The sequence below is a fragment of the Mucilaginibacter flavidus genome, from assembly GCF_024055575.1.
Taxonomy (GTDB): Bacteria; Bacteroidota; Bacteroidia; order Sphingobacteriales; family Sphingobacteriaceae; genus Mucilaginibacter; species Mucilaginibacter flavidus.
In genome coordinates, this window is sequence record NZ_JAMXOE010000008.1 from 158,313 (window position 1) to 177,828 (window position 19,516).

A 19,516-nucleotide genomic window follows, 5' to 3' on the forward strand; every position below is an offset into this window, starting at 1 on the left:
TTCAAACAAAGCGTTATCTTTGAGGCGATTAATTATTATGACTAAACTTGTAACGGCAAAAAAGATTGCCGCGCCCCTGTTAATAATTTGCGCCCTGCTTATCACCTTTCAAAGCTGTAAAAAAAAGCGCTCCGAAGAGGCAACTTTCTTTTTTAAGAAAACCCACAATAAAATTTACCAGGATTACACACCCGAAGCGTTTACCCAGGTGATGAAAAAAGTATTGAGAAATGAAAAAACTAATCTTTCTCATTCCGAAGTAATAACAGCATTCTACAAAAAAAACAACTATCAGCCTGTGCTGGTAATGAATCATTTGTTTAACAATGATTTACTTGCCGCATCCGACTATTACTTAAAGGCAGACGAACACGGGCTCAACCCTGAAATGTTTAACGCTGACCAACTACGCGCCCTGGTCTATAAGTTTTACGACAAGCAAAAGATTAAAGATATTAATACTGCCTATCAGGAGATTGCCGAGCTTGAAGTTGCTGCTGCAAATTCGTTAATTGCCTATTCAAACGCATTGCAATACGGCGTTATTAACCCAAAGAGTATTTACCAACGGTATTTCCTGGTAACAAAGCAGCCTGACAGTGCGGCTATGCTTAAAGTATTTCATATTGCTGATATGCGCGCCTATCTTGACAGCATTCAACCCAAAAGCCCCCAATACCTGGCGCTGCAAAAAGCGTGGAATGACAAATATGTAGCGCAAGGTAGACCGGCCGAGGAATGCCGGAGAATGCTACAGGTTAACCTTGAGCGTTTAAGATGGCGCAACAAGCCTTTAGAGGAGAAGTATGTTATCGTAAACATCCCCGACTTTAACCTGAATGTGATTGACAGCGGCGGCAGATCTGTCCTTAAAATGAAGGTTTGCGTTGGCCAGGGCCGCAATATGAATAATGCCAATACACTGGCCGCCTATAACGATACTTGTAAAATTGACAGGCCAAATGAACACGAAACACCTTTGCTAAACAGCATGATAAACTATGTTGAGGTGAATCCTGTTTGGAACATCCCGCAGAGCATAGCCAATAAAGAGATTATTAAAGAGGCCGCTGATGATCGGTATTATTTAGCCAACAAAGGCATAAATGTTTTTAAAGATGGTAAGCTGGTGCCGAACCCCGAGAGCATCGACTGGACAACGGTAACAAAAGACAACTCGGACTATGATTTTAAACAGCAACCCGGCGAAGATAACTCACTGGGTAAAATAAAGTTCCTGTTTAAAAACCGGAGCAACGTTTACCTGCACGATACACCGGTAAAGTCGGCATTTTTTAGAAAGATGAGGGCTGTGAGCCATGGCTGTGTTCGTTTGGGCGACCCTAAAGCACTTGCTTTAAACCTGTTTGGCCCAGGCGACAAATACGACGAAATTGTACAGGATATGGATGACAATAATCCAGACCCATCGGATATTAATGTGCCTAAAAAGACACCCGTTTACATTACTTACGTTACCTGCTGGGCCGATGAAGACGGCAAACTGCAATTCAGGGATGACGTATACGGCCAAGATATTGTATTATATGAACAATTACAAAAGCTGCTCCATCCTGCAAAGATAGAGACACGCATGGCTACAAACAATTAAGTCGGGTTGCTTTAATGCCTGCTAATAGAACCTTTATTGATTTTTGAACGATAAGGCGAATCGCCCTTGTTATTAAAAGTAAAATGCGCCTACTGGTAAAACCAATAAAGCGCATTCGTTATAGTCAGTTACAAATTATACGCTACATCGATGCCAACACGTTCCCGTTTGATGATTCAGGAAAAACATAATTAGCAGCTTGTTCTTCGTCTAAAAATTTTGATGTGTACCGGCTGTCGTTACCATTAATAAACATTACCGTTTTATCTTTAATGGTATTGATAACCTGTTCCGCCATATTTACCGGTACTGCAGGGCATCCATAGCTACGGCCAAGGCGACCAATTGAATATATTGCGTTTTCGCCAACGTAATCGGCGCCATGTACAACTATGGCACGTTCGCGGGCGTTGGAGTTAAAACCGGCGTCCACACCGTCTAGTTTTAACGAGCGACCATTGCCGCCGTGGTAAACTTCGCCTGTAATATAAAAGCCGAGACTGCTTTGATGCGAATCAATTTTGTTTGAAAAACTGGTTGCCATATCATCTCCACTGCCATGGCCATGCGCGGCGTATGTGTTTAAAATCAATTGTTTATCAAGTAAATCTACTACCCACATCCGTTTTTGGTGACTCGATTTTGCAAGATCGACAACAGTAAGGATAAAACTTGTTTGGGGCACCATGTTGCCCGCTTTTAAGTTCATAAAACCGGTTACGGCTTTATTAAACACTTCAAGCCCAAGGCCTGATTCCTGTAAATGGGCTGATTCGTAGATATTACTGATGTATTTTTGCAGTAATTCCCTGGCAGAAAAGCCATTTTTAAAATTTCTTTCTTTGGTGATTTTCGCGCTTTTCCAGCTGATGGTAGTTATCGCAAGTATCAATAAAATAGATACGAGCCCGCCAAGAGGTTTTCTCATTCGTTTCCCGGATTTAAATCAATAAATTAATTAGTGACCTTTTCTACGTAAAAAACAAAATTAGGTTTTGCTTTTTTATCACTAATCCAATTTGTTACAAAAGAAATTATAATTAATAATTACAAAATTTATCTTTAATTACAATTTAATTGAAAATATTAAACAACAATTTATACCATTTAATACTAACGACTTATGGTAATAAACTCCACAATTGTTAATTTATTATTTAACCCAGGTTATTTTTTCTTCAATACTGGTGTTTCTTTTCCCGGCAGGGTACTCATTTGCATAACCAAAATATAAAATTCCCATCACCAAATCATGCTCATTAAAGCCTAAATACTCTTTTAAAGCGGGTTTTAACGCCATGCCACCTGTACTCCAAAACGAGGCAATATTTAAAGCAGTTGCGCCCAGCAGCATATTTTGTATAGCACATGATGAAGCTGCTATTTCTTCTAAAGGTGTGATTTTGGGCAAATTACCGCGTTTCATAACGGCTACGATAACATGTGAGACCTTATCGCCCTGGTGTAACAATTTATTGTAAGTGCCAGCCAAAAAGTTGTCGCCCATGCTGTTTTGTTTGTATAGTTCAGCGTGTTGCAGACAAAACTCAATTGGGTTTTCGTAAACTATAAAACGCCATGGCTCGGTGTTACCATGAGTAGGCGCCCAGTTGGCCAGCTCCAATATAGCGGCTATATGCCCGTTTGGTATTTCATTGCCATTCATGGCCTGAGCCTTAACGCTGCGGCGGTTTTTAATTGTATTTGCTATTGCTGAAAATTCGGTATCCATATCTTTATAAATAAAAACGTCCCGGCCAAAATGACCAGGACGCAAAAGTAAGATTATTGTTGTTTTAGATTTGTAGAGGTGTGAAAACTTAGCAAATCTTTACATTATCTGCATCATTGACAATTCACTAATTAAAATATAGCAGGGTATTTATGCGGATCTGTTTCGTTCATCAAACTATAAACCGCCTCTATAATATCATCTAACGATGGCTTGCTGAAATATCCGCCGTCGGACCCATAAGGCGGCCGGTGCGCTTTGGCTGTAAGTGTTTTAGGCTGCACATCGAGTGAGTAATAGCCTTTCTGATCTTCAAGCACGCGCTGTAGGATATACGCAGACGCTGCGCCCGGCAAATCTTCATCAACTATCAGTAGCTTACTGGTTTTCTTCAGCGAGTTGCCACAAACGTTGTCGATATCAAAAGGATACAAGGTTTGCGGATCAATAACTTCTATGCTAATCCCCAGTTTTTCGAGTTCTTTAACAGCTTCCAATACAATACGAAGGGTTGATCCGTATGAGATAACAGTAATATCGGTACCCTGGTTCAGTATTTCGGCTTTGCCAAGCGGAACGGTGTATTCGCCTACGTTAGCTGGCAAACGTTCTTTTAACCTGTAGCCATTTAAGCATTCTATTACCAGCGCCGGCTCATCGCCTCTTAACAGTACGTTGTACATACCGGCAGCCTGGGTCATATCGCGTGGCACGCAAATATGCAGGCCCCGCATTGAGTTTAATATCAACCCAAGCGGCGAACCTGAGTGCCAGATACCTTCGAGCCTGTGACCTCGGGTACGGACTATTAAAGGTGCTTTCTGGCCGCCGCGCGTACGATAGCTTAAGCTTGCCAAATCATCGCTCAAAACGTTTATAGAGTAGAGCAGGTAATCCAAATATTGTATCTCGGCAATTGGCCTTAGGCCGCGCATGGCAAGGCCCATACCCTGCCCTATTATTGTAGCTTCACGAATACCAGTATCAGTTAAACGCAAATCGCCATATTTTGCCTGGAGCCCCGCAAATCCCTGGTTTACGTCGCCAATAGCACCTACATCTTCACCAAAAGCAACAATGCTTTTATCACGTTCAAAATTGGCATCAAAACAGGCGTTCAACACCTCGCGGCCGTCAATATATTTCGAGTCCTCGTAGTATCTTACCGATACATTCGGAACTCTTAACGGCGAATACTGGGTATCGCCAAACAATTTAGAGTTAAAGCGTATTTCGTTTTTAACATTTTCGCTGGCCAGCCAGCCTATCAAAACGTCGCGCTGTGAGGTTGGTTGTTTCACAGTAATGCGCAAAGCTTTGCGTATAGCTGCAACAACATCTTTACGACCGGGGTCGATACATTCCTTCAGCTCGGTAACAACTTCCAACAGTTCATCCTGAAATTGCGATTCACGGGCCAGTTGCTCAATAAGTCGCGAAGCTTCGTTTAATTCATAGGCTATTTCTTCGCTCAATTCGTTCCAAACCTGGCGCTGAATCTCGCGTACATATTTTTTTGCCGTGGCCTCCATCTCATCCATTTCGGCCTCTGTAGCTACTGCCGATGCGATCATCCATTTGCGCATTTGTAAAAGGCAGTCGTGCTCATCTTCCCAGGCAAGGCGCTCTTTCGATTTATAACGTTCGTGCGAGCCAGAGGTAGAGTGTCCCTGCGGCTGCGTCATTTCAATTACGTGTATTAAAACCGGCACATGTTCGGCACGGCAGACCGCTATGGCACGCTCGTAAGTTTCGCAAAGGGCCACATAGTCCCAGCCTTTTACTTTAAATATCTCGTAGCCGTTGGTGCCTGGCGCGCGTTGAAATCCCTTTAATATTTCGGATATATCTTCTTTGGTAGTTTGCAGCCGGGCAGGAACTGAAATCGCATAGGCATCATCCCAAACAGAAATGGCCATTGGCACCTGTAAAACACCTGCGGCATTCAATGTTTCAAAAAACAGGCCTTCAGATGTTGAGCCGTTGCCTATAGTGCCGAATGCTACCTCGTTACCCTTTACCGAAAAATTATTTAAATATTCCAGCTGTTTATTTTGCCTGTATAACTTTGATGCGTAGGCCAAACCCAGCAACCTTGGCATATGGCCACCAGTTGTAGAAATATCGGCCGAGCAATTCATGCTTTCGGCCTGGTTTGTCCAGTTACCATCGGCGTCGACAAAGCGGGTTGCATAATGGCAGTTCATTTGCCTTCCTGCCGATGCGGGGTCTTTTTCTATATCGGGATAAGCATACAGTTGCGCAAAAAACTCATGCAGGTTGCTCATGCCGGTGGCGAACATAAAAGTCTGGTCACGGTAATAGCCTGCGCGCCAGTCGCCCTTTTTAAAGACTTTAGCCATAGCCAATTGCGCAACTTCCTTACCATCACCAAATATGCCAAACTTCGCCTTACCTGTAAGCACCTCACGGCGACCAATCAAACTCGCTTGCCTGCTTTCATAGCCAATGCGGTAATCGTTTATTACAATCTTTTTAAAATCATCAAAACTCAGTTCGGCGGTTGTCAGCTGTCCTGTAGTGTTAATTGCGCTTTCGGGCATATATTATTTTGTTAGGGCGGTAAAATTAAGAAATTCTATTCTGTAATTGGCAAGTCTGCTTATAAAACATACAGTTTGCATAATAGTTTTATTATTAGGTTAAACCTTTTATATTTGTAATTATCAAACATGTAATTATGAAGAAAATATTATTAGTATGCGCAGTAATTTTAGGCTTTGCCTTTACTGCCTCGGCACAAGATAGCGAAAAAGCTGTATTTAAATTCAACGAAGAAAAACACGATTTCGGTAAAATTCCGCAGGGTACTCCTGTAACCACCGTGTTTGAATTTACTAACGTTGGTAAAGAGCCGCTTATTATAACCGACGTAAGGCCAACCTGTGGTTGCACCATTGCCGACTTTACTAAAACCCCGGTTAAATCCAATGAAAAGGGATCTATCAAAATTACCTATAATGCAGCTGTTGCAGCTCCGTTTAATAAAGGTATCGTAGTTACATCTAACGCTTCCATCCCGCAAAAAACATTAAATATTGTTGGCGAAGTTGTAGCAAAACCGGCGAGTAGCAGTAAGTAACCCCATCCTCCCCAAAGGGGAATCTTTTGAAATATTTGAAGACACGAGCAATCGTGTCTTTTTTATTTTTACAAATTTTTGACTCAATACCTTTACCGCAGGCCTGCGACCTGCGCTGATGAATAGCGCCCCTTTGGAGCCTGAAGGTTTTCTCCAGTTTAAAAGCCGACGTTTGTAATTAACAATTTGATTCTGTGCTTCATAAATTAAGCGAATTCACCCAGCCCCAGGGGGGCGACTACCGTCAACCCAGATCACAGGCCTGCGCTAAATGAGATAGACCTTTTTTCTCTCGGACTTTCCCGACTTTTCGGACTCTCGGACTCTTTTCATACCTTTGTCCCATGCCAAAAATATCGCACAAAGGGCTACAAATGCCCGCATCGCCTATACGTAAATTAACGCCGTTTGCCGATAAAGCAAAGCTGGACGGTAAAAAGGTTTACCATTTAAATATCGGCCAGCCGGATATTGAAACACCGGAAGGGATGCTGAATGCTATTAAGAACATCAGCTTTAAAGTTTGGGCTTATACGCCATCCGAAGGCACGTTATCGTACCGTAAAAAGCTTGTTGAATATTATAACAAACTGGGTTATAACATCACCCCAGATAACATAATTGTTACTACCGGTGGTTCTGAAGCGATAACCATATCTATGATGGCCTGCCTCGACCCGGGTGACGAGGTAATAATCCCCGAGCCATTTTACGCCAACTACAATGGCTTTGCCTGCCAGAGCGATATTGTGGTAAAGCCCATATTATCCTACATCGAAAACGGTTTTGCCCTGCCCGCTATCAGCGAATTTGAAAAGCTGATCACCGACAAAACAAAGGCGATTATCATTTGCAACCCCAATAACCCAACCGGCTACCTGTATTCGCGCGAAGAACTGGAAGCCCTAAAGGAACTTGCATTAAAATACGATCTCTACTTATTCAGCGATGAGGCCTACCGCGAGTTTTGCTACGACGGGCAGACATTTACTTCGCCAATGCATTTGGAGGGGTTGGATCAGCACGTCATCGTGATGGACACCGTAAGCAAGCGTTACAGCGCCTGTGGTGCCCGCTTAGGCTGTTTGATCACTAAAAACAAGGAAGTAATTGCCGCAGGATTAAAGTTTGCCCAGGCCCGCCTTAGCCCCGGCATGGTGGAACAAATTGCCGGCGAAGCAGCCGTGGATACCCCCGATGAATATTTTAAAACTGTAAACAAAGAGTATACCGCCCGCCGTGATACCATTGTAAATGCGTTAAACAAAATGGAAGGCGTTTACTGCCCTAACCCCGGCGGTGCATTTTATGTGGTGGCCCAGTTGCCAATTGACAACGCCGACAAATTTTGCCAGTGGATGCTGGAAAGCTTCAGCCATGATAACTCGACTGTGATGATGGCGCCCGCAACCGGCTTTTACAGCACTGCCGGCGCAGGCCTCAACGAAGTGCGGATGGCCTACGTTTTGAATATCAATGATATTGAAAAAGCCATGATTTGTTTAGATGAAGCGCTGAAGGTGTACCCGGGTAGATTAGTAGCTGTAGCAGCTGGAAGTAGTAGTCTTTGAAAATAGTATCAGTAACGGTGTTGAATAGCAGTTTTGCTTTGTTTATGTCAAAAACTGCTACTGCCACTACCCACTGCCACTAATTAATATTATATTTGCAGTTGACTTAAGACTATCTACTCAGTACTTAAGACTTCCACCAAATGGGGTCGACCGGAATTGACAGGATGGAGATAAGTAAGTAAGCATGCAGCGCGTTGGGTGAATTAGCGCTCTAATCAGAACACTCAAAATCACAAATGGCGAAAATAACTACGCCTTAGCTGCTTAATTTAGAATTTAGCTAGCTTTTGTCCCGCCGGTTTTCCGTTTCATCGGGCCGGCACCAGGGGCATCGAAAGATGAAACTGGCCTGCTTAAGGTGTGCATAGCGGGCGAGATAGAGCACCTAAGGAAGACGGTACAGGCAAGCGACTGGCCTTCCCCTTCCCTACAATTAAACAGAAGCTAAGCATGTAGAAAGCTTACCTTATACCATGTTTGGACGAGGGTTCGAATCCCTCCGGCTCCACATAACATACTAAATTACAGTATGTTGCAAACTAAATCAAAGGCATCGCAATAATTGTGATGCCTTTGTTGTTTGCGGTTCTGTAAAACATTTGTAAAACAATAGGAATATCCTGCATCTGAAAAACTGAATAACGTTATCATCATGTTGTCAATCGGCTATAGGTGCGTGTACGCAAAACTGCGTTGACAGAAGATCCCTAAAAATGGCGTTGCTGATCGCAAAATTTCTCCTATTCCTGTGAAATAGTAACAAATATGTTACAATTGCAATATATTTGCAGTTCATTGACCGGCTTTCTGTCGGTCTATTGTGATAAGGTTTAGGTTAAAACCCCTGAGGAGCGAGTCTTAGGGGGTTTTTATTGCAAGAACAAATATTCGAAAAATCTGTCCCTACAGGGTTAACCATTCGCCGACTTTTGTTCCAAGGGTTAGCATAACTTCGAGACCTATGGCCTCTTCGTCCTATTCACCGACATAAGTCAAGTGCCTAAACAATCTTTTTATTTGGAAATCAATTCGATATCGGTAAATTGGATTGTTTATCAACTAAATCTTTATTAGTCAACCTCTAAACCTATTTTTATGAAAGCCTTATTGTTTATTATACTGCTATCACCCATTGTATGTTATGGGCAAATTCTTGGTTTCGGAAAAAAACTTAACGAATACAAAGCGTCTAACGGGAAAACGTACCATATTGGAGATACAATTAAACTGGGTCGCGGCTCTGCTCCTAATGGTGACTTTAGATACATTCAGATGGGGGGTTGGGCTTTACTTTCAAACGACAAAGGATCTGATTCAAGAAATACGCTTAAATCCGCGTCTGGAAGAGGTGCTTTCATAAAGAAAATACATAGCTCTAAAGCTCATGGCTTCCAGCAGGTAATTTTCGCAGTTAGTTTAGGTTATGGAACTAACTTCGATTTGTTTATTGAAGACGCTATTGCTACTTGTGAAATTGTGGACTGTAAACCAGTCAACGTAAATGTCGTGAACCAGCAATCTGGCGACAATCTTGATAAGATTAAAAAGCTAAAAAGCCTTTTAGACAGTGGAGCCATTACACAAGCTGAATACGATGCGCAAAAGAAAAAGTTGTTAGCAGAATAATATGATCACCTTCAGCCGCCATATTTTGGTAATTTCTTACAATAAGCCGTTTGTCGGTCCGAGCCAAATGGATTCACTCCTATTTGTAAAGCGTCTGTAGCATGATTCCAAACCTTTAAAGGCGTTGACAACCTTTGTATATCCTATTTACGATGAAACGTCTGGGATAATAAAATATCGAGATTAAGTGTAATTAAGGTTAGTTTTACTGATGTAAATCTTCGCTAAAACAAGTTATTCCTTAGTCATAGTACCAGTCCATTCTCCCGAACCACCTACTGCGTTGGTTGATGAGACGATTATATCCTGGTGAAAATCAAAAGTAAATGTGCCGTTGTTGAATTTTCCGGTTCCATATTCAACTGTGTAGAAGCTTGAATTAGAGTTGACGGTATGGCGTGCAATAGTTAGTGTGTTACCCGATACAGTCGCTGCACCGGACTGAATGAGATTTGTATTGAGGATCAGTGCTGAGCTATTGCTGCCTGAAGATATTGTGATTATATGATCGTATAGGGTCGCCATTGCTGTCCCATTTAATGATACATTAACAGATCCTTTATAAGAACCGGAAATTGTTGGGGATGTTTCTTTGGGATTGACTCCACCTTTTTTGCATGAGTAGATTAATGAGGCTAAAATAAACAAAGACAATAGAATAGGTTTTTTCATGTCGCAAGATAGAGATTAGTTTCGGCGAGGTTTACAACCTATTCAAATAATACTTGATCGGCAGTATAATAAGTCTTGCGTGAACCAATTTCAGCCTTAAGGATTGTTTCTCCAACCGGAGTCAGCTTATGTTTGGGCAGGTGCACCTGGAGAAAGTCTCTTTCCTTCTCCGTTATGGTATCTGGAAAGTTTTTTGATATATGTCTTTCGGCATCGACGAGCACCTTAGTGATAGCTTTGGTTAAGACGTCAATCGTTTCCCCTGGAATTTTATCGGCTTTTGAAAACGGTGATATCTTAGCTGCGTAGAGGATTTCATCTACATAAGCATTACCAATGCCACGAATAACCTTTCCTTCCGTCAAAACGGTTTTAATATGGTGTGACGATTGCTTCAATGCACCTATCAGGTAACCGTCCGGCATACGCATTGCATCGGGTACTTTTGCTTTTATCGGATCAAGTGTGAGGGTTACGGCCTTCTGCCAGTCAGTGATCGCCAATCCGCTGCCGTCAGAAAACATGAGTTCAGCGATAGTAAATCGATTTTCATTATTACCCTCATACCAATACATCGTCCCATGTAGCATGAGATGAAGTCCGAGCACATGTCCGTTTTCGAATGCAAAATGTAGCTCCTTACCTTCCCTGGTAATTCCATCGAGTCGTTGACCTTCAAGGGCTTCTATAAGAGCAGATTCCGGCACCTTAAGTTTCCTATTGATAATAATTTTTATATGACTAAGCCTTTTCCCTACAAGCCGCTTGGTAAGGTTTTTGCTGAATATATTTAGATCTGGTATTTCTGGCATATCAATGTATTAGTGTTATTTATATTGGCTCTCAATCCGGCAGCCTATCTCATCCACTATTGATTGTGGTAATATAGCGCCTGACGCTTGAATCCATTCGAAATTTTCTGTGTGGGCGACTGTACCGATCCAAACGCCGTTAAAAAGAACTTCATAGTGATCGTTTTGCATGACAGCTTCACAGTATACTAACTCGTTAGCGTATTCTATGCCGAATCCAAAAACCGGGTGTTCTGTATCATCCATGACGCTAAATTATAAAATTAAAACAAGTGCTTGCATTTACTAATATTTTTAGCATAGATTTGTATAAAATTAATATGTTATGGAAAAGTTTAGTATCGAAACAAGGGATGGCGATGAATACATCGTCTCTAATGAGTACGGCTTTACCTTGAAGGTAATCCCACCAGGAAAACAAGAAAGCCACATTTATACCCCACGAAAAGAGGTTGCAGCTATTTACCTGGAGGATATAGATTTAGCGTGGCCGGATTGTTCAGATTTTAAAGATGATGACGAATGTGAGGGGGCGTTACCCGGTCGCCGCTCAAAGTTTACATTGGATCATTATGAATTCGAAGGAATCGATATTTTTTTCGATGACAATGATGTACCAGAATGCAACAAAAATATGTGGATGGATGCGATTGAGTACTACAGCCAGCTGAAATTAAATAAAACACTTTACGCGTTAAATGCATATGGGTATGAATACGATTACTCAAAACTGAACGACACGACACAGGTAATGAGGGTTTTAAATGGTAAAGACTTAGTTAACGCTAATTTAAATTAATTGGGTATTAAATAAATACGGTAAGAATGCGCAGAACGCTGGTTGACCCAAAGGAATTTATACAAAGTGGTTTTACTTCTCCTGCAGAAGAATATGCAGTACCCGATTTACGGCTCGACCATTTAATGATTCGTGATCCCGAAGCAACCTATCCGGCAAGAATGCAGGGTAAAGCAATGGAGAAAGCTGGAATAGCGGAAGGTTCGTATCTTTTATTCGACAGGGGCATTGATCCGAAGAATGGCGATATAGTTTACGTATGGTATGACAATGAAAAGCTAATCAGGTTTTACGAAAAGCATGGTCAAAAAATAACATTGTACGCGGCTACCCCTGGTTATCCGTCTATACAAGTAGAGAGTGAATTAAAATTTATTGGTGTGGTTACGTGGGCAAATAAATGCTTGTGCCCCCGAATGTTTCCCCTTGTAAAACAATGGTAGCAATAGCAGATTGTGTCGGTTTCTATGCCGCCTGGCATCAAAGTACAGAACCCTGGTTACAAGGTGTACCGGTGGTGTCGTTGAGCAATAACGATGGTTGTATGATAGCGCTTAGTCCGGAAGCTAAAGCACTTGGCGCGTCACGTACGGAGCCCTGGCATTTTGTGATGGATAAATACGTTCCTTTAGGAATGGTTGCTTACAGCAGCAATTACCGGGAGTACCAGGCAATGAACAAAAGGTTAATGAAGATATTGGCGAGGTTCGTTCCGCGATTAGAAACCTACAGTATCGACGAATGTTGGATGGATATGTCGGGAGTACAGAATCTGAGCACGCTTGTACCCTTTATAATCAATGAAACTAAAAAACTTACTGGCATACAAATTCGCATAGGGGTTGCTCCAACGAAGACATTAGCTAAAGTTGCGATACATCTCGCGAAGCAGGATCCTACCAACAGCTTTATTATTAACAATCAATCTGAAATTGATACCGCGTTACAACGGGTTGCCGTTGAAGATATGTGGAACGTTGGCCGGCAGTATGCAAATATGCTACACCGTAATGGCATACATACCGCTGCACGCTTAGCTATAACACCTGAATGGTGGGTACGCAAAAAAATGACTGTTGTAGGCTGGCGGACTCAACAGGAGTTACGAGGTAACGTTTGCTTGAAATTAGTAGAAGTAATGGACCCCAAAAAGAATATTGGTGTAGGCCGGTCATTTAAGAAAACCACGTCAGATGCCCAACAGCTTATCGATGCGTCAACGTTTTATGGCTATCGCCTAGCTGAGAAATTACGAGAGGAAAAGTTGGTTGCCACAGTTTTACAGGTTTCATTACGTACGAATAAATGGAAGGTAGATACTGCGCAGCATCAGCCCCGACGAATATTTCACCTGGATACGGGTATAAACAATATGATTGACGTTACGAGGTATGCCAGGCATGCTATCAAATCTATTATTGATGAGAATTTACGAAATAAGGTATCCTATAAATACATGAAGATTGAAGTGTTCGCATCCGGGCTCCTCCCCGAAAACGAAAATCAGATTGTCATTAATGACAGCTATGCCGCAGGCTCAAAGAACCGCTTAAGTCGGGTAATAGATGATATCAACCTACAAATGGGCAAGGGTAAAGTTTGTTTCGCAAACAACTTAAAGGCGTGGAAACATGATAACTTAGAAGCTTACATAATGCGGCAACAATACCCAAGCCCTAAGTATTTTACAGACTGGAACGAAAGCCCACTTCTTCGTTAATATGTTATTTAATACCTTTAACATCGAGTTACAATATCGGGGGACTCTGTGTGAACTCGATATTCGAGAGGCTTACACGAGTGACGGAACGAGGAACTTTGAGATAATACAGGGCGGTATATGTATCTTGCTCATGATGTTTAAAAACGGATTGTGGAGCGTATATATCGTTGATGATCTGCACCCGGTAGCCAAACAGGATACCGAAATGTTTGTTACTGATGAATTAATAGAATTATTAACCCAGGCGATCAAGACTTATTTGGACTGCCTAACCGGAAATAAATTGAGCTAAAATATGTGTGGTAGATTAGACTTTGGTAGCAGCGCTGAAGTAGCTGCGAAGCTTGGTGTAGAAGATTCCGATGGCTTAAGAGATGGTGACCCTAACTTACCCCCTTATAGTAAAGCCGTAGTATTCGGAATTCTTGACAGGAATCCTAACAAATTGATGCATATGGGTTGGCCTTTGGTCCCGTCATGGAGTAAGGAGTACCCAAAGTTTAACACAAGTAATGCAAAAAGTGAAGAAATGCACGAAAAAACCGCTTACAAGGGACTTTTGGGCAAACGTCATTGTATAGTCGCTGTCAATGGGTTTTACGAGTGGGAACGAAAAGGTGAGAATCGTTCTTTTTATTTCACTATGGCAGACGGAAGCCAAATGATGTTTGCAGGATTATGGGACTATAATAAAATCCTCATTCCGCCGGTATTGAGTTGTACCATCATAACCAGAGAGCCGAACGAAATTATTGGTGAAGTGCACGACCGAATGCCCGTTATTTTGACCAAAGAGCAAATGAAAATATGGTTGGATACTACTTTACCGTATGAAGAGCGAGCGAAGGTATTGCAGCCTATTGAGAACAGCTACATACTCAAGCGTGAAGTAGGTAAATCAGTAGGAAAGGCCACTAATAAGTCTAGAGACTGGTTTAATGATAAACCGGACGACTGCTTGTTTTAACATTGCACGAGCACCAATTCCCGTGTTTAAAATTATAAAAAGCATGTGGATTTTTAGACGTCGCTATACACAACTTCATGCAATAAATGTTTACTTTGCTTTATGGAATTTGGAAATTTAAACGGCGAGTTTGAAGGTGTTAATTTTGCTTTACCGCCAGACCCTGAAGCGACAACGAAGACATTACAAGATAAAAGGAATGGTGCTAACCTAGAAATACGTATCGGTGGAGCTAAATGGGCTGACAAACGATGGAAGGGAGTAGTCTATCCAAATACACTGAAAGAAGACGAATATCTTAAAGTCTATTCCGAGAATTTTAATACCATTGAGTTCGGTCCCACATTCTATAATATCTATAAAGCTGAAGAACTCAGTAAGTGGAAAGAACAGGTCTCAGGATCACCTGATTTCAAATTTCTCCCTAAGTTCCCACAGCACATAACGCATATCCGACGTTTTGTCAATGCAGAGGAAGTTACAACAAAGTTTTACGAAAGCCTTAATGGGCTTGGTAGTCACGTGGGCCCGTTGTTGTTGCAGCTGCCGGACAACATTACACCAAAAAGCTATCTTCAACTCAAGGCTTATCTAGAGTCAATGCCCCGAAATTTGAAAGTAGCGGTAGAGGTGCGTCACAGAGATTGGTTTGCAATCGAATCTAATCGGATAGATCTGTTCAATTTATTGAGCCGATTAGATATACCATGGGTGATAACAGATGCACCAGGTCGAAGGGATGTTCTTCATATGAATTTATCTACTACTGATGCTATAATCAGATTTGTCGGAGCTTCGCCAATAAATGTTAAAGTTGAAGGAGATACCAGTCTAGGACGTAGCAAGCCACACGAAGTTGACTACACGAGGATTGATGAATGGGTGGAACGATTGAAGGTTTGGAGAGATCAAGGTCTAAAGTCGGTATGGTTCTTTGTGCATCAGCATAATGAGAGATTAACCCCAGTGATGTGTGACTATCTAATACAACAGCTAAATGCGAAATTGGGCGTGGACGTGAAAAGACCAACGTTGCTTTGACAGGTCCTCGGGATTTTATTTGCATTACGACAGGAGAAATTCGCAATATCTGTCCCTACAGGTTTAACCATTCGCCGGTTTCTGTTCCATCTGGCTGATGATCTTATTGACTTCAGCTTCGGTTTTTGTAAGCTTCGATTGACAGAGTGCTATTAACTCAGATGCCCTTTTTATCTTTTCAGCAAGAACGTCCACAGACACTGTTTCGTTTTGAATGTCTGCCTCAATCTGTCTGAGCTCCTTAAAAGCATCTTCGTATGACATGTTAATTTCCATCGTAGCTCGTTTTATTTTGTAAGGTAACGGATAGTTCGGTTTTCTTTAAACGCACGGTAAAGTTATCACCTTTCTGCAAAACTCCCGGATCACTAATTATCCTTCCGTTAAAACTGACTACGGCAAAACCTCGGTTAAGTGTATTTTCAAGCGAGTAAGCTTTAAATATAGATATAGAATGATTAAGATACCCCTTGGTATTCGTTAACAAACTCTTTTGATAATGAATAATATTTATTTTCAAGTTCTGAAGGTCTTTGGATTTCTCTGAAACAACAATTTTAGGTCGGGTTAACAATGTTGCCGAAATATTAGCCAGTGCTATACGATTTAAATATGGTATAGAGCGGCCTTTGCCGGTGATAACCTGCACGATGTCGCTGATATAGGTTTTTTCCGATGAGAGCATCTGGTAAGCGGCATTGGTGATGTGCGTCTTGGTAATATTTAACTCACTGTTCCGGGCCGATAAATTTTGCTGTGCTTTAATGAGGAGGTTTTTACGAATATTTAGGAGCTGCTCTTGAAAGGTACGATTATGATTTATTATAAACTCAGCGGACTTTGTCGGTGTCTTGACAGATGTATGTGCCATTTGATCGGCAATCGTTATGTTTTTTTGGTGACCTATACCCGTTATGACCGGTATGGGAAACCGAGCAATTGCCCGACCTATTCGGTAATGATCAAATATCAGAAAGTCAGTTTGTGCACCACCCCCACGAATTACAACGACAACGTCAAAACGAATAGGAGATTGAAAAATAGCTATCAGCTTTTCCTCCATTGCTATCGCATTTGTTTCTCCCTGGACTTGCGTGAAATATGGGCTGATCTCAAACCGGTAACCGTATAGGTTATTGTCAAGTGTGTGCTTAAAATCTTGCCAACCCGCAGACCCTGTGGCGCATACGACTGCCATGCGTTGTATTACCAGGGGCATGGACAAAGATTTGTTCCTGGTCCAGTATTCCTCTCCCCGCTTTTGGATGCTTTCAGGATTATTAATGCACAGACGTTCCAAAGTCTGCTGACGCTGCTGCTCAATAACTCCTAAAGTAAAATTCGGATCTATGCTGGTGACTTCTAATTGGAGCCCATAAGTCGGTTGGTATGTAACTTTTACCTGCAACAATACCTGAATATTATTGGTGAACTTTTGGCCGGTACGGGTTCCGAACAGCGCCAGCTCCCGGGACCCGTTACCCCATGCTTTTGCTGAAAACTTTGCTAATATTTTATCCGTACCGGACGTTTTTTCAACAAGTTCAAAGTAATGGTAGTTGGAATCTGCTTTATGGTTATGGTTGGTTACATCAGCAATTACCCAAAAGTGCATGCCGTTAAAGGCGTTATTTAATGTCTGTTCGACCTTGTCAGCAAGCTGGGATAATCTTAAATGTTCAGTTGGAGGCATCTATTGTATTCCTAGGGTTTAAACCAAAATTGTGATTATTTATCCGAAAAGTAACATTTTCTTATATAGGACTTGGAGAAACTGTCCTACCATGCGTTATACATTCTGAACGGGACCTAAATTCCTTCATTTTTAGATAATGGAATTTTGTATACTCCCCTGATTTTGAACGCATGGCGTTTTTGAGATTGGATTTGCTGTGCAACTATGAATTTAATAACTGAAAAAGTTTGTAATCTAAAATTAAGTCATCAAGAAAGTTTGATTTACGTTCATTACATATCTTAAAAAATATCTATTCTAACAGTTATCTGTGCTTACTATCCTTTCCGTCTTTTCCGGTCTTCAACGATGACGTAAAGACCAAACCCTGCTAATAGGATTATGCCGTACATAAATCCATAACTCAACCAGTGTTGAAAAAGTTCCATCAAATCAGACATATATTTAACCTTAAAATAGTGTTTATTAAAACTTAGAGTTTGGAACTTTCAGAGTATAAGAATCATTTAAGCTGTATTCTTCGTCCATACTTTACAGCAAAGAAAATCAGAGAAAAGAGTGTCATGAAGCTAATGGAGTATATTATCCAGTATTTAATGAATACGCCTTTAATCTCTACCAAATGATAATCGTTTTTATCAAGATCATTATACCATACAATAAATTTTTGATTTTCGAGGTAATGGTCGCCGGTTGTATAATATGTCTTGTTGACTCTTTCTTTATATTGCGAATTATTTCCGTGGTCTATATAAGCAGTGTGGTAACGGCGTACATATGTATCAGTTTCCAAATGGTTAAGTTCGAAAAATTCTGATTTAGTATTTACAAAAGCATTTATTTTATCCATTGAAGCAGCTTCGTAAAAACTTATCTTGTTATTAGTCATTAAAAATCTAGCGGCAACCTGGTAACAGGTATCAATTGAAGGCCGATAGGTTGAAATACTATAACTTGGAGTAGAAAAGCCATAATCATAATTTTTACCAGGATAATAAATGCTGTCATTAACTTTATATGCTACATTTTCCGCCCATATTTCAGATAATCTAAAATGCTCATTTGATATTTTCTCCAATTTAAGGATACTAAAACCATTGCTTGTTGTATCAATTTCGTAATAATGTACAAATTGCTTAAAAAAGTCCCATTTTCTTATAGCCTCTTCTTTTTGATAATCTTTATCATAATAGTTGTTAGGCTTCGAACCAAGGACGTGTTCAACTTCCACTAACTCACTTTTACCTGGTAATTTTTCCTTTTTTAAGTAATAATTACCTTTTAGAAAACTGTCATCATAAAAAACTTTATATAATTCTCCTCGTGGTTTTTCATAACTATAATCAGCAATAGTGTTTTTACCATTAAAAACCTTACTAATTTTATCATTTACCTGAGTATAATCATCATCCTTTTTGTGGGTAATATATAAAAAAGTCACACCAACAATCACAAAGTAAAAAACCAACAGTACGATGATATAGGGAATTTCGATTTTACTTGGTCCACGAAAAAAGTCGTTCTCAGTAATGTTCTCGGCATTTATTATATTTTCTTTAATGTTTTCATTTACACCATTTTTACTCTGGTAAACCGCTTTTTCTTCTAGTTGATTAAAAATTTCCAAGTCCTTAATAGGTTTCCAATTATCCATGCCTTCTGTAAAAACCAAGGTTTCTCGATCTAAATTAAGGGCTCTTAAATCACTAATCGTATATGGCCCTTTTTTTTCAAACCCTTCAAGATAATAATACAGCATATATAGAACCGTTATTAATAAAATAAACAACTAGGTCGATTAACCCTGTAATCGACAATGAGGCTAAATAAGTTGGTTTTGAGTTTATCAAAAGTTATTTCTCAAAATATTTCATTCGAATTTTGATTGCAAGAACCAAGCGTATGTACCCTATGGATGTAACAGATCACATTCCTGAAACATCTAAATACGGACAGTAACTCACCTAGTTATAGTAAAAAAGATTTACCCACCTCGTATAGAGCCCACAACTTGAGATTAGATAACTACAGTCAAGTAATTACCTATAGAACTATTATGTATAAATTAGAGATAAGAAGGTTAAATTAATAATCATGATCGATTACGGTATTTTTGAATTTGTTTTTACTTGCTTAAACTGTTGCTTAATCACAGCTCA

At 40.6% G+C, this 19,516-nt stretch carries 19 protein-coding genes and 1 other RNA gene; 11 read left to right on the forward strand and 9 right to left on the reverse strand.

The window, feature by feature from the left end; translation table 11 throughout:
• The first annotated feature begins 37 nt into the window (after positions 1-37).
• Positions 38-1,612 (forward strand): L,D-transpeptidase family protein, encoded by a 1,575-nt coding sequence (locus NAF19_RS14360; protein ID WP_252790753.1) that lies wholly within the window; start codon positions 38-40, stop codon positions 1,610-1,612.
• Positions 1,613-1,754: 142 nt separating this feature from the next.
• Here NAF19_RS14360 and NAF19_RS14365 read toward each other — a convergent pair whose 3' ends face one another.
• The 3 genes from NAF19_RS14365 to NAF19_RS14375 form a co-directional block, all read right to left on the reverse strand.
• A complete protein-coding gene (locus NAF19_RS14365; protein WP_252790754.1) occupies positions 1,755-2,540 on the reverse strand; it encodes a murein L,D-transpeptidase catalytic domain family protein in 786 nt (261 codons plus the stop codon).
• A gap of 225 nt (positions 2,541-2,765) precedes the next feature.
• Positions 2,766-3,344, reverse strand: a complete 579-nt coding sequence (locus NAF19_RS14370; RefSeq protein ID WP_252790755.1) for a nitroreductase family protein — start codon at positions 3,342-3,344, stop codon at positions 2,766-2,768.
• A 131-nt stretch (positions 3,345-3,475) separates the two neighbouring features.
• On the reverse strand, positions 3,476-5,908 hold the full coding sequence (locus tag NAF19_RS14375; RefSeq protein WP_252790756.1) for an alpha-ketoacid dehydrogenase subunit alpha/beta: 2,433 nt from the start codon (positions 5,906-5,908) through the stop codon (positions 3,476-3,478).
• A gap of 137 nt (positions 5,909-6,045) precedes the next feature.
• Between NAF19_RS14375 and NAF19_RS14380 the strand changes: the two genes are divergently transcribed.
• From NAF19_RS14380 to NAF19_RS14395, 4 genes are all read left to right on the forward strand, one after another.
• Positions 6,046-6,447, forward strand: coding sequence for a DUF1573 domain-containing protein (locus tag NAF19_RS14380; protein ID WP_252790757.1), 402 nt, complete (start codon positions 6,046-6,048; stop codon positions 6,445-6,447).
• A 344-nt stretch (positions 6,448-6,791) separates the two neighbouring features.
• Positions 6,792-8,018, forward strand: coding sequence for a pyridoxal phosphate-dependent aminotransferase (locus tag NAF19_RS14385; RefSeq protein ID WP_252790758.1), 1,227 nt, complete (start codon positions 6,792-6,794; stop codon positions 8,016-8,018).
• 145 nt (positions 8,019-8,163) lie between these two features.
• Positions 8,164-8,532: a transfer-messenger RNA gene (gene ssrA, locus NAF19_RS14390) on the forward strand.
• A gap of 584 nt (positions 8,533-9,116) precedes the next feature.
• Positions 9,117-9,647, forward strand: a complete 531-nt coding sequence (locus NAF19_RS14395; RefSeq protein WP_252790759.1) for an SHOCT domain-containing protein — start codon at positions 9,117-9,119, stop codon at positions 9,645-9,647.
• 234 nt (positions 9,648-9,881) lie between these two features.
• Here NAF19_RS14395 and NAF19_RS14400 read toward each other — a convergent pair whose 3' ends face one another.
• From NAF19_RS14400 to NAF19_RS14410, 3 genes are read right to left on the reverse strand one after another with little or no spacing between them, the layout of a single operon-like run.
• The gene (locus tag NAF19_RS14400; RefSeq protein ID WP_252790760.1) at positions 9,882-10,319 is read right to left on the reverse strand and encodes a hypothetical protein; all 438 of its coding nucleotides are present in this window, start codon (positions 10,317-10,319) and stop codon (positions 9,882-9,884) included.
• Between the two features lie 38 nt (positions 10,320-10,357).
• Positions 10,358-11,131: a DNA-formamidopyrimidine glycosylase family protein gene (locus NAF19_RS14405; RefSeq protein WP_252790761.1), complete on the reverse strand. Its 774-nt coding sequence runs from the start codon at positions 11,129-11,131 to the stop codon at positions 10,358-10,360.
• A gap of 15 nt (positions 11,132-11,146) precedes the next feature.
• Positions 11,147-11,377, reverse strand: coding sequence for a hypothetical protein (locus tag NAF19_RS14410; protein ID WP_252790762.1), 231 nt, complete (start codon positions 11,375-11,377; stop codon positions 11,147-11,149).
• A 79-nt stretch (positions 11,378-11,456) separates the two neighbouring features.
• On the opposite strand from NAF19_RS14410, the gene NAF19_RS14415 reads away from it, so the two are divergent.
• The 6 genes from NAF19_RS14415 to NAF19_RS14440 all read left to right on the forward strand — a co-directional run bounded on the left by NAF19_RS14415 (position 11,457) and on the right by NAF19_RS14440 (position 15,661).
• Positions 11,457-11,930 carry a hypothetical protein gene (locus tag NAF19_RS14415; RefSeq protein WP_252790763.1) on the forward strand — a complete coding sequence of 158 codons (474 nt, stop codon included), beginning with the start codon at positions 11,457-11,459 and terminating at the stop codon, positions 11,928-11,930.
• 26 nt (positions 11,931-11,956) lie between these two features.
• A complete protein-coding gene (locus NAF19_RS14420; protein WP_252790764.1) occupies positions 11,957-12,373 on the forward strand; it encodes a LexA family protein in 417 nt (138 codons plus the stop codon).
• Positions 12,367-13,650: a Y-family DNA polymerase gene (locus NAF19_RS14425; RefSeq protein WP_252790765.1), complete on the forward strand. Its 1,284-nt coding sequence runs from the start codon at positions 12,367-12,369 to the stop codon at positions 13,648-13,650. Before NAF19_RS14420 ends, NAF19_RS14425 begins: the two co-directional genes overlap by 7 nt.
• A 133-nt stretch (positions 13,651-13,783) precedes the next feature.
• The gene (locus NAF19_RS14430) at positions 13,784-13,945 is read left to right on the forward strand and encodes a hypothetical protein (RefSeq protein ID WP_252790766.1); all 162 of its coding nucleotides are present in this window, start codon (positions 13,784-13,786) and stop codon (positions 13,943-13,945) included.
• A gap of 3 nt (positions 13,946-13,948) precedes the next feature.
• Positions 13,949-14,620 carry an SOS response-associated peptidase gene (locus NAF19_RS14435; RefSeq protein ID WP_252790767.1) on the forward strand — a complete coding sequence of 224 codons (672 nt, stop codon included), beginning with the start codon at positions 13,949-13,951 and terminating at the stop codon, positions 14,618-14,620.
• Between the two features lie 102 nt (positions 14,621-14,722).
• On the forward strand, positions 14,723-15,661 hold the full coding sequence (locus NAF19_RS14440; RefSeq protein WP_252790768.1) for a DUF72 domain-containing protein: 939 nt from the start codon (positions 14,723-14,725) through the stop codon (positions 15,659-15,661).
• A gap of 63 nt (positions 15,662-15,724) precedes the next feature.
• On the opposite strand, the gene xseB is transcribed toward NAF19_RS14440, so the two are convergent.
• The 3 genes from xseB to NAF19_RS14455 form a co-directional block, all read right to left on the reverse strand.
• A complete protein-coding gene (gene xseB / locus NAF19_RS14445) occupies positions 15,725-15,937 on the reverse strand; it encodes an exodeoxyribonuclease VII small subunit (RefSeq protein ID WP_252790769.1) in 213 nt (70 codons plus the stop codon).
• Positions 15,927-17,354: an exodeoxyribonuclease VII large subunit gene (gene xseA, locus NAF19_RS14450; RefSeq protein WP_252790770.1), complete on the reverse strand. Its 1,428-nt coding sequence runs from the start codon at positions 17,352-17,354 to the stop codon at positions 15,927-15,929. Before xseA ends, xseB begins: the two co-directional genes overlap by 11 nt.
• A gap of 505 nt (positions 17,355-17,859) precedes the next feature.
• The gene (locus NAF19_RS14455) at positions 17,860-19,116 is read right to left on the reverse strand and encodes a DUF4339 domain-containing protein (RefSeq protein WP_252790771.1); all 1,257 of its coding nucleotides are present in this window, start codon (positions 19,114-19,116) and stop codon (positions 17,860-17,862) included.
• Between the last annotated feature and the right edge of the window lie 400 nt (positions 19,117-19,516).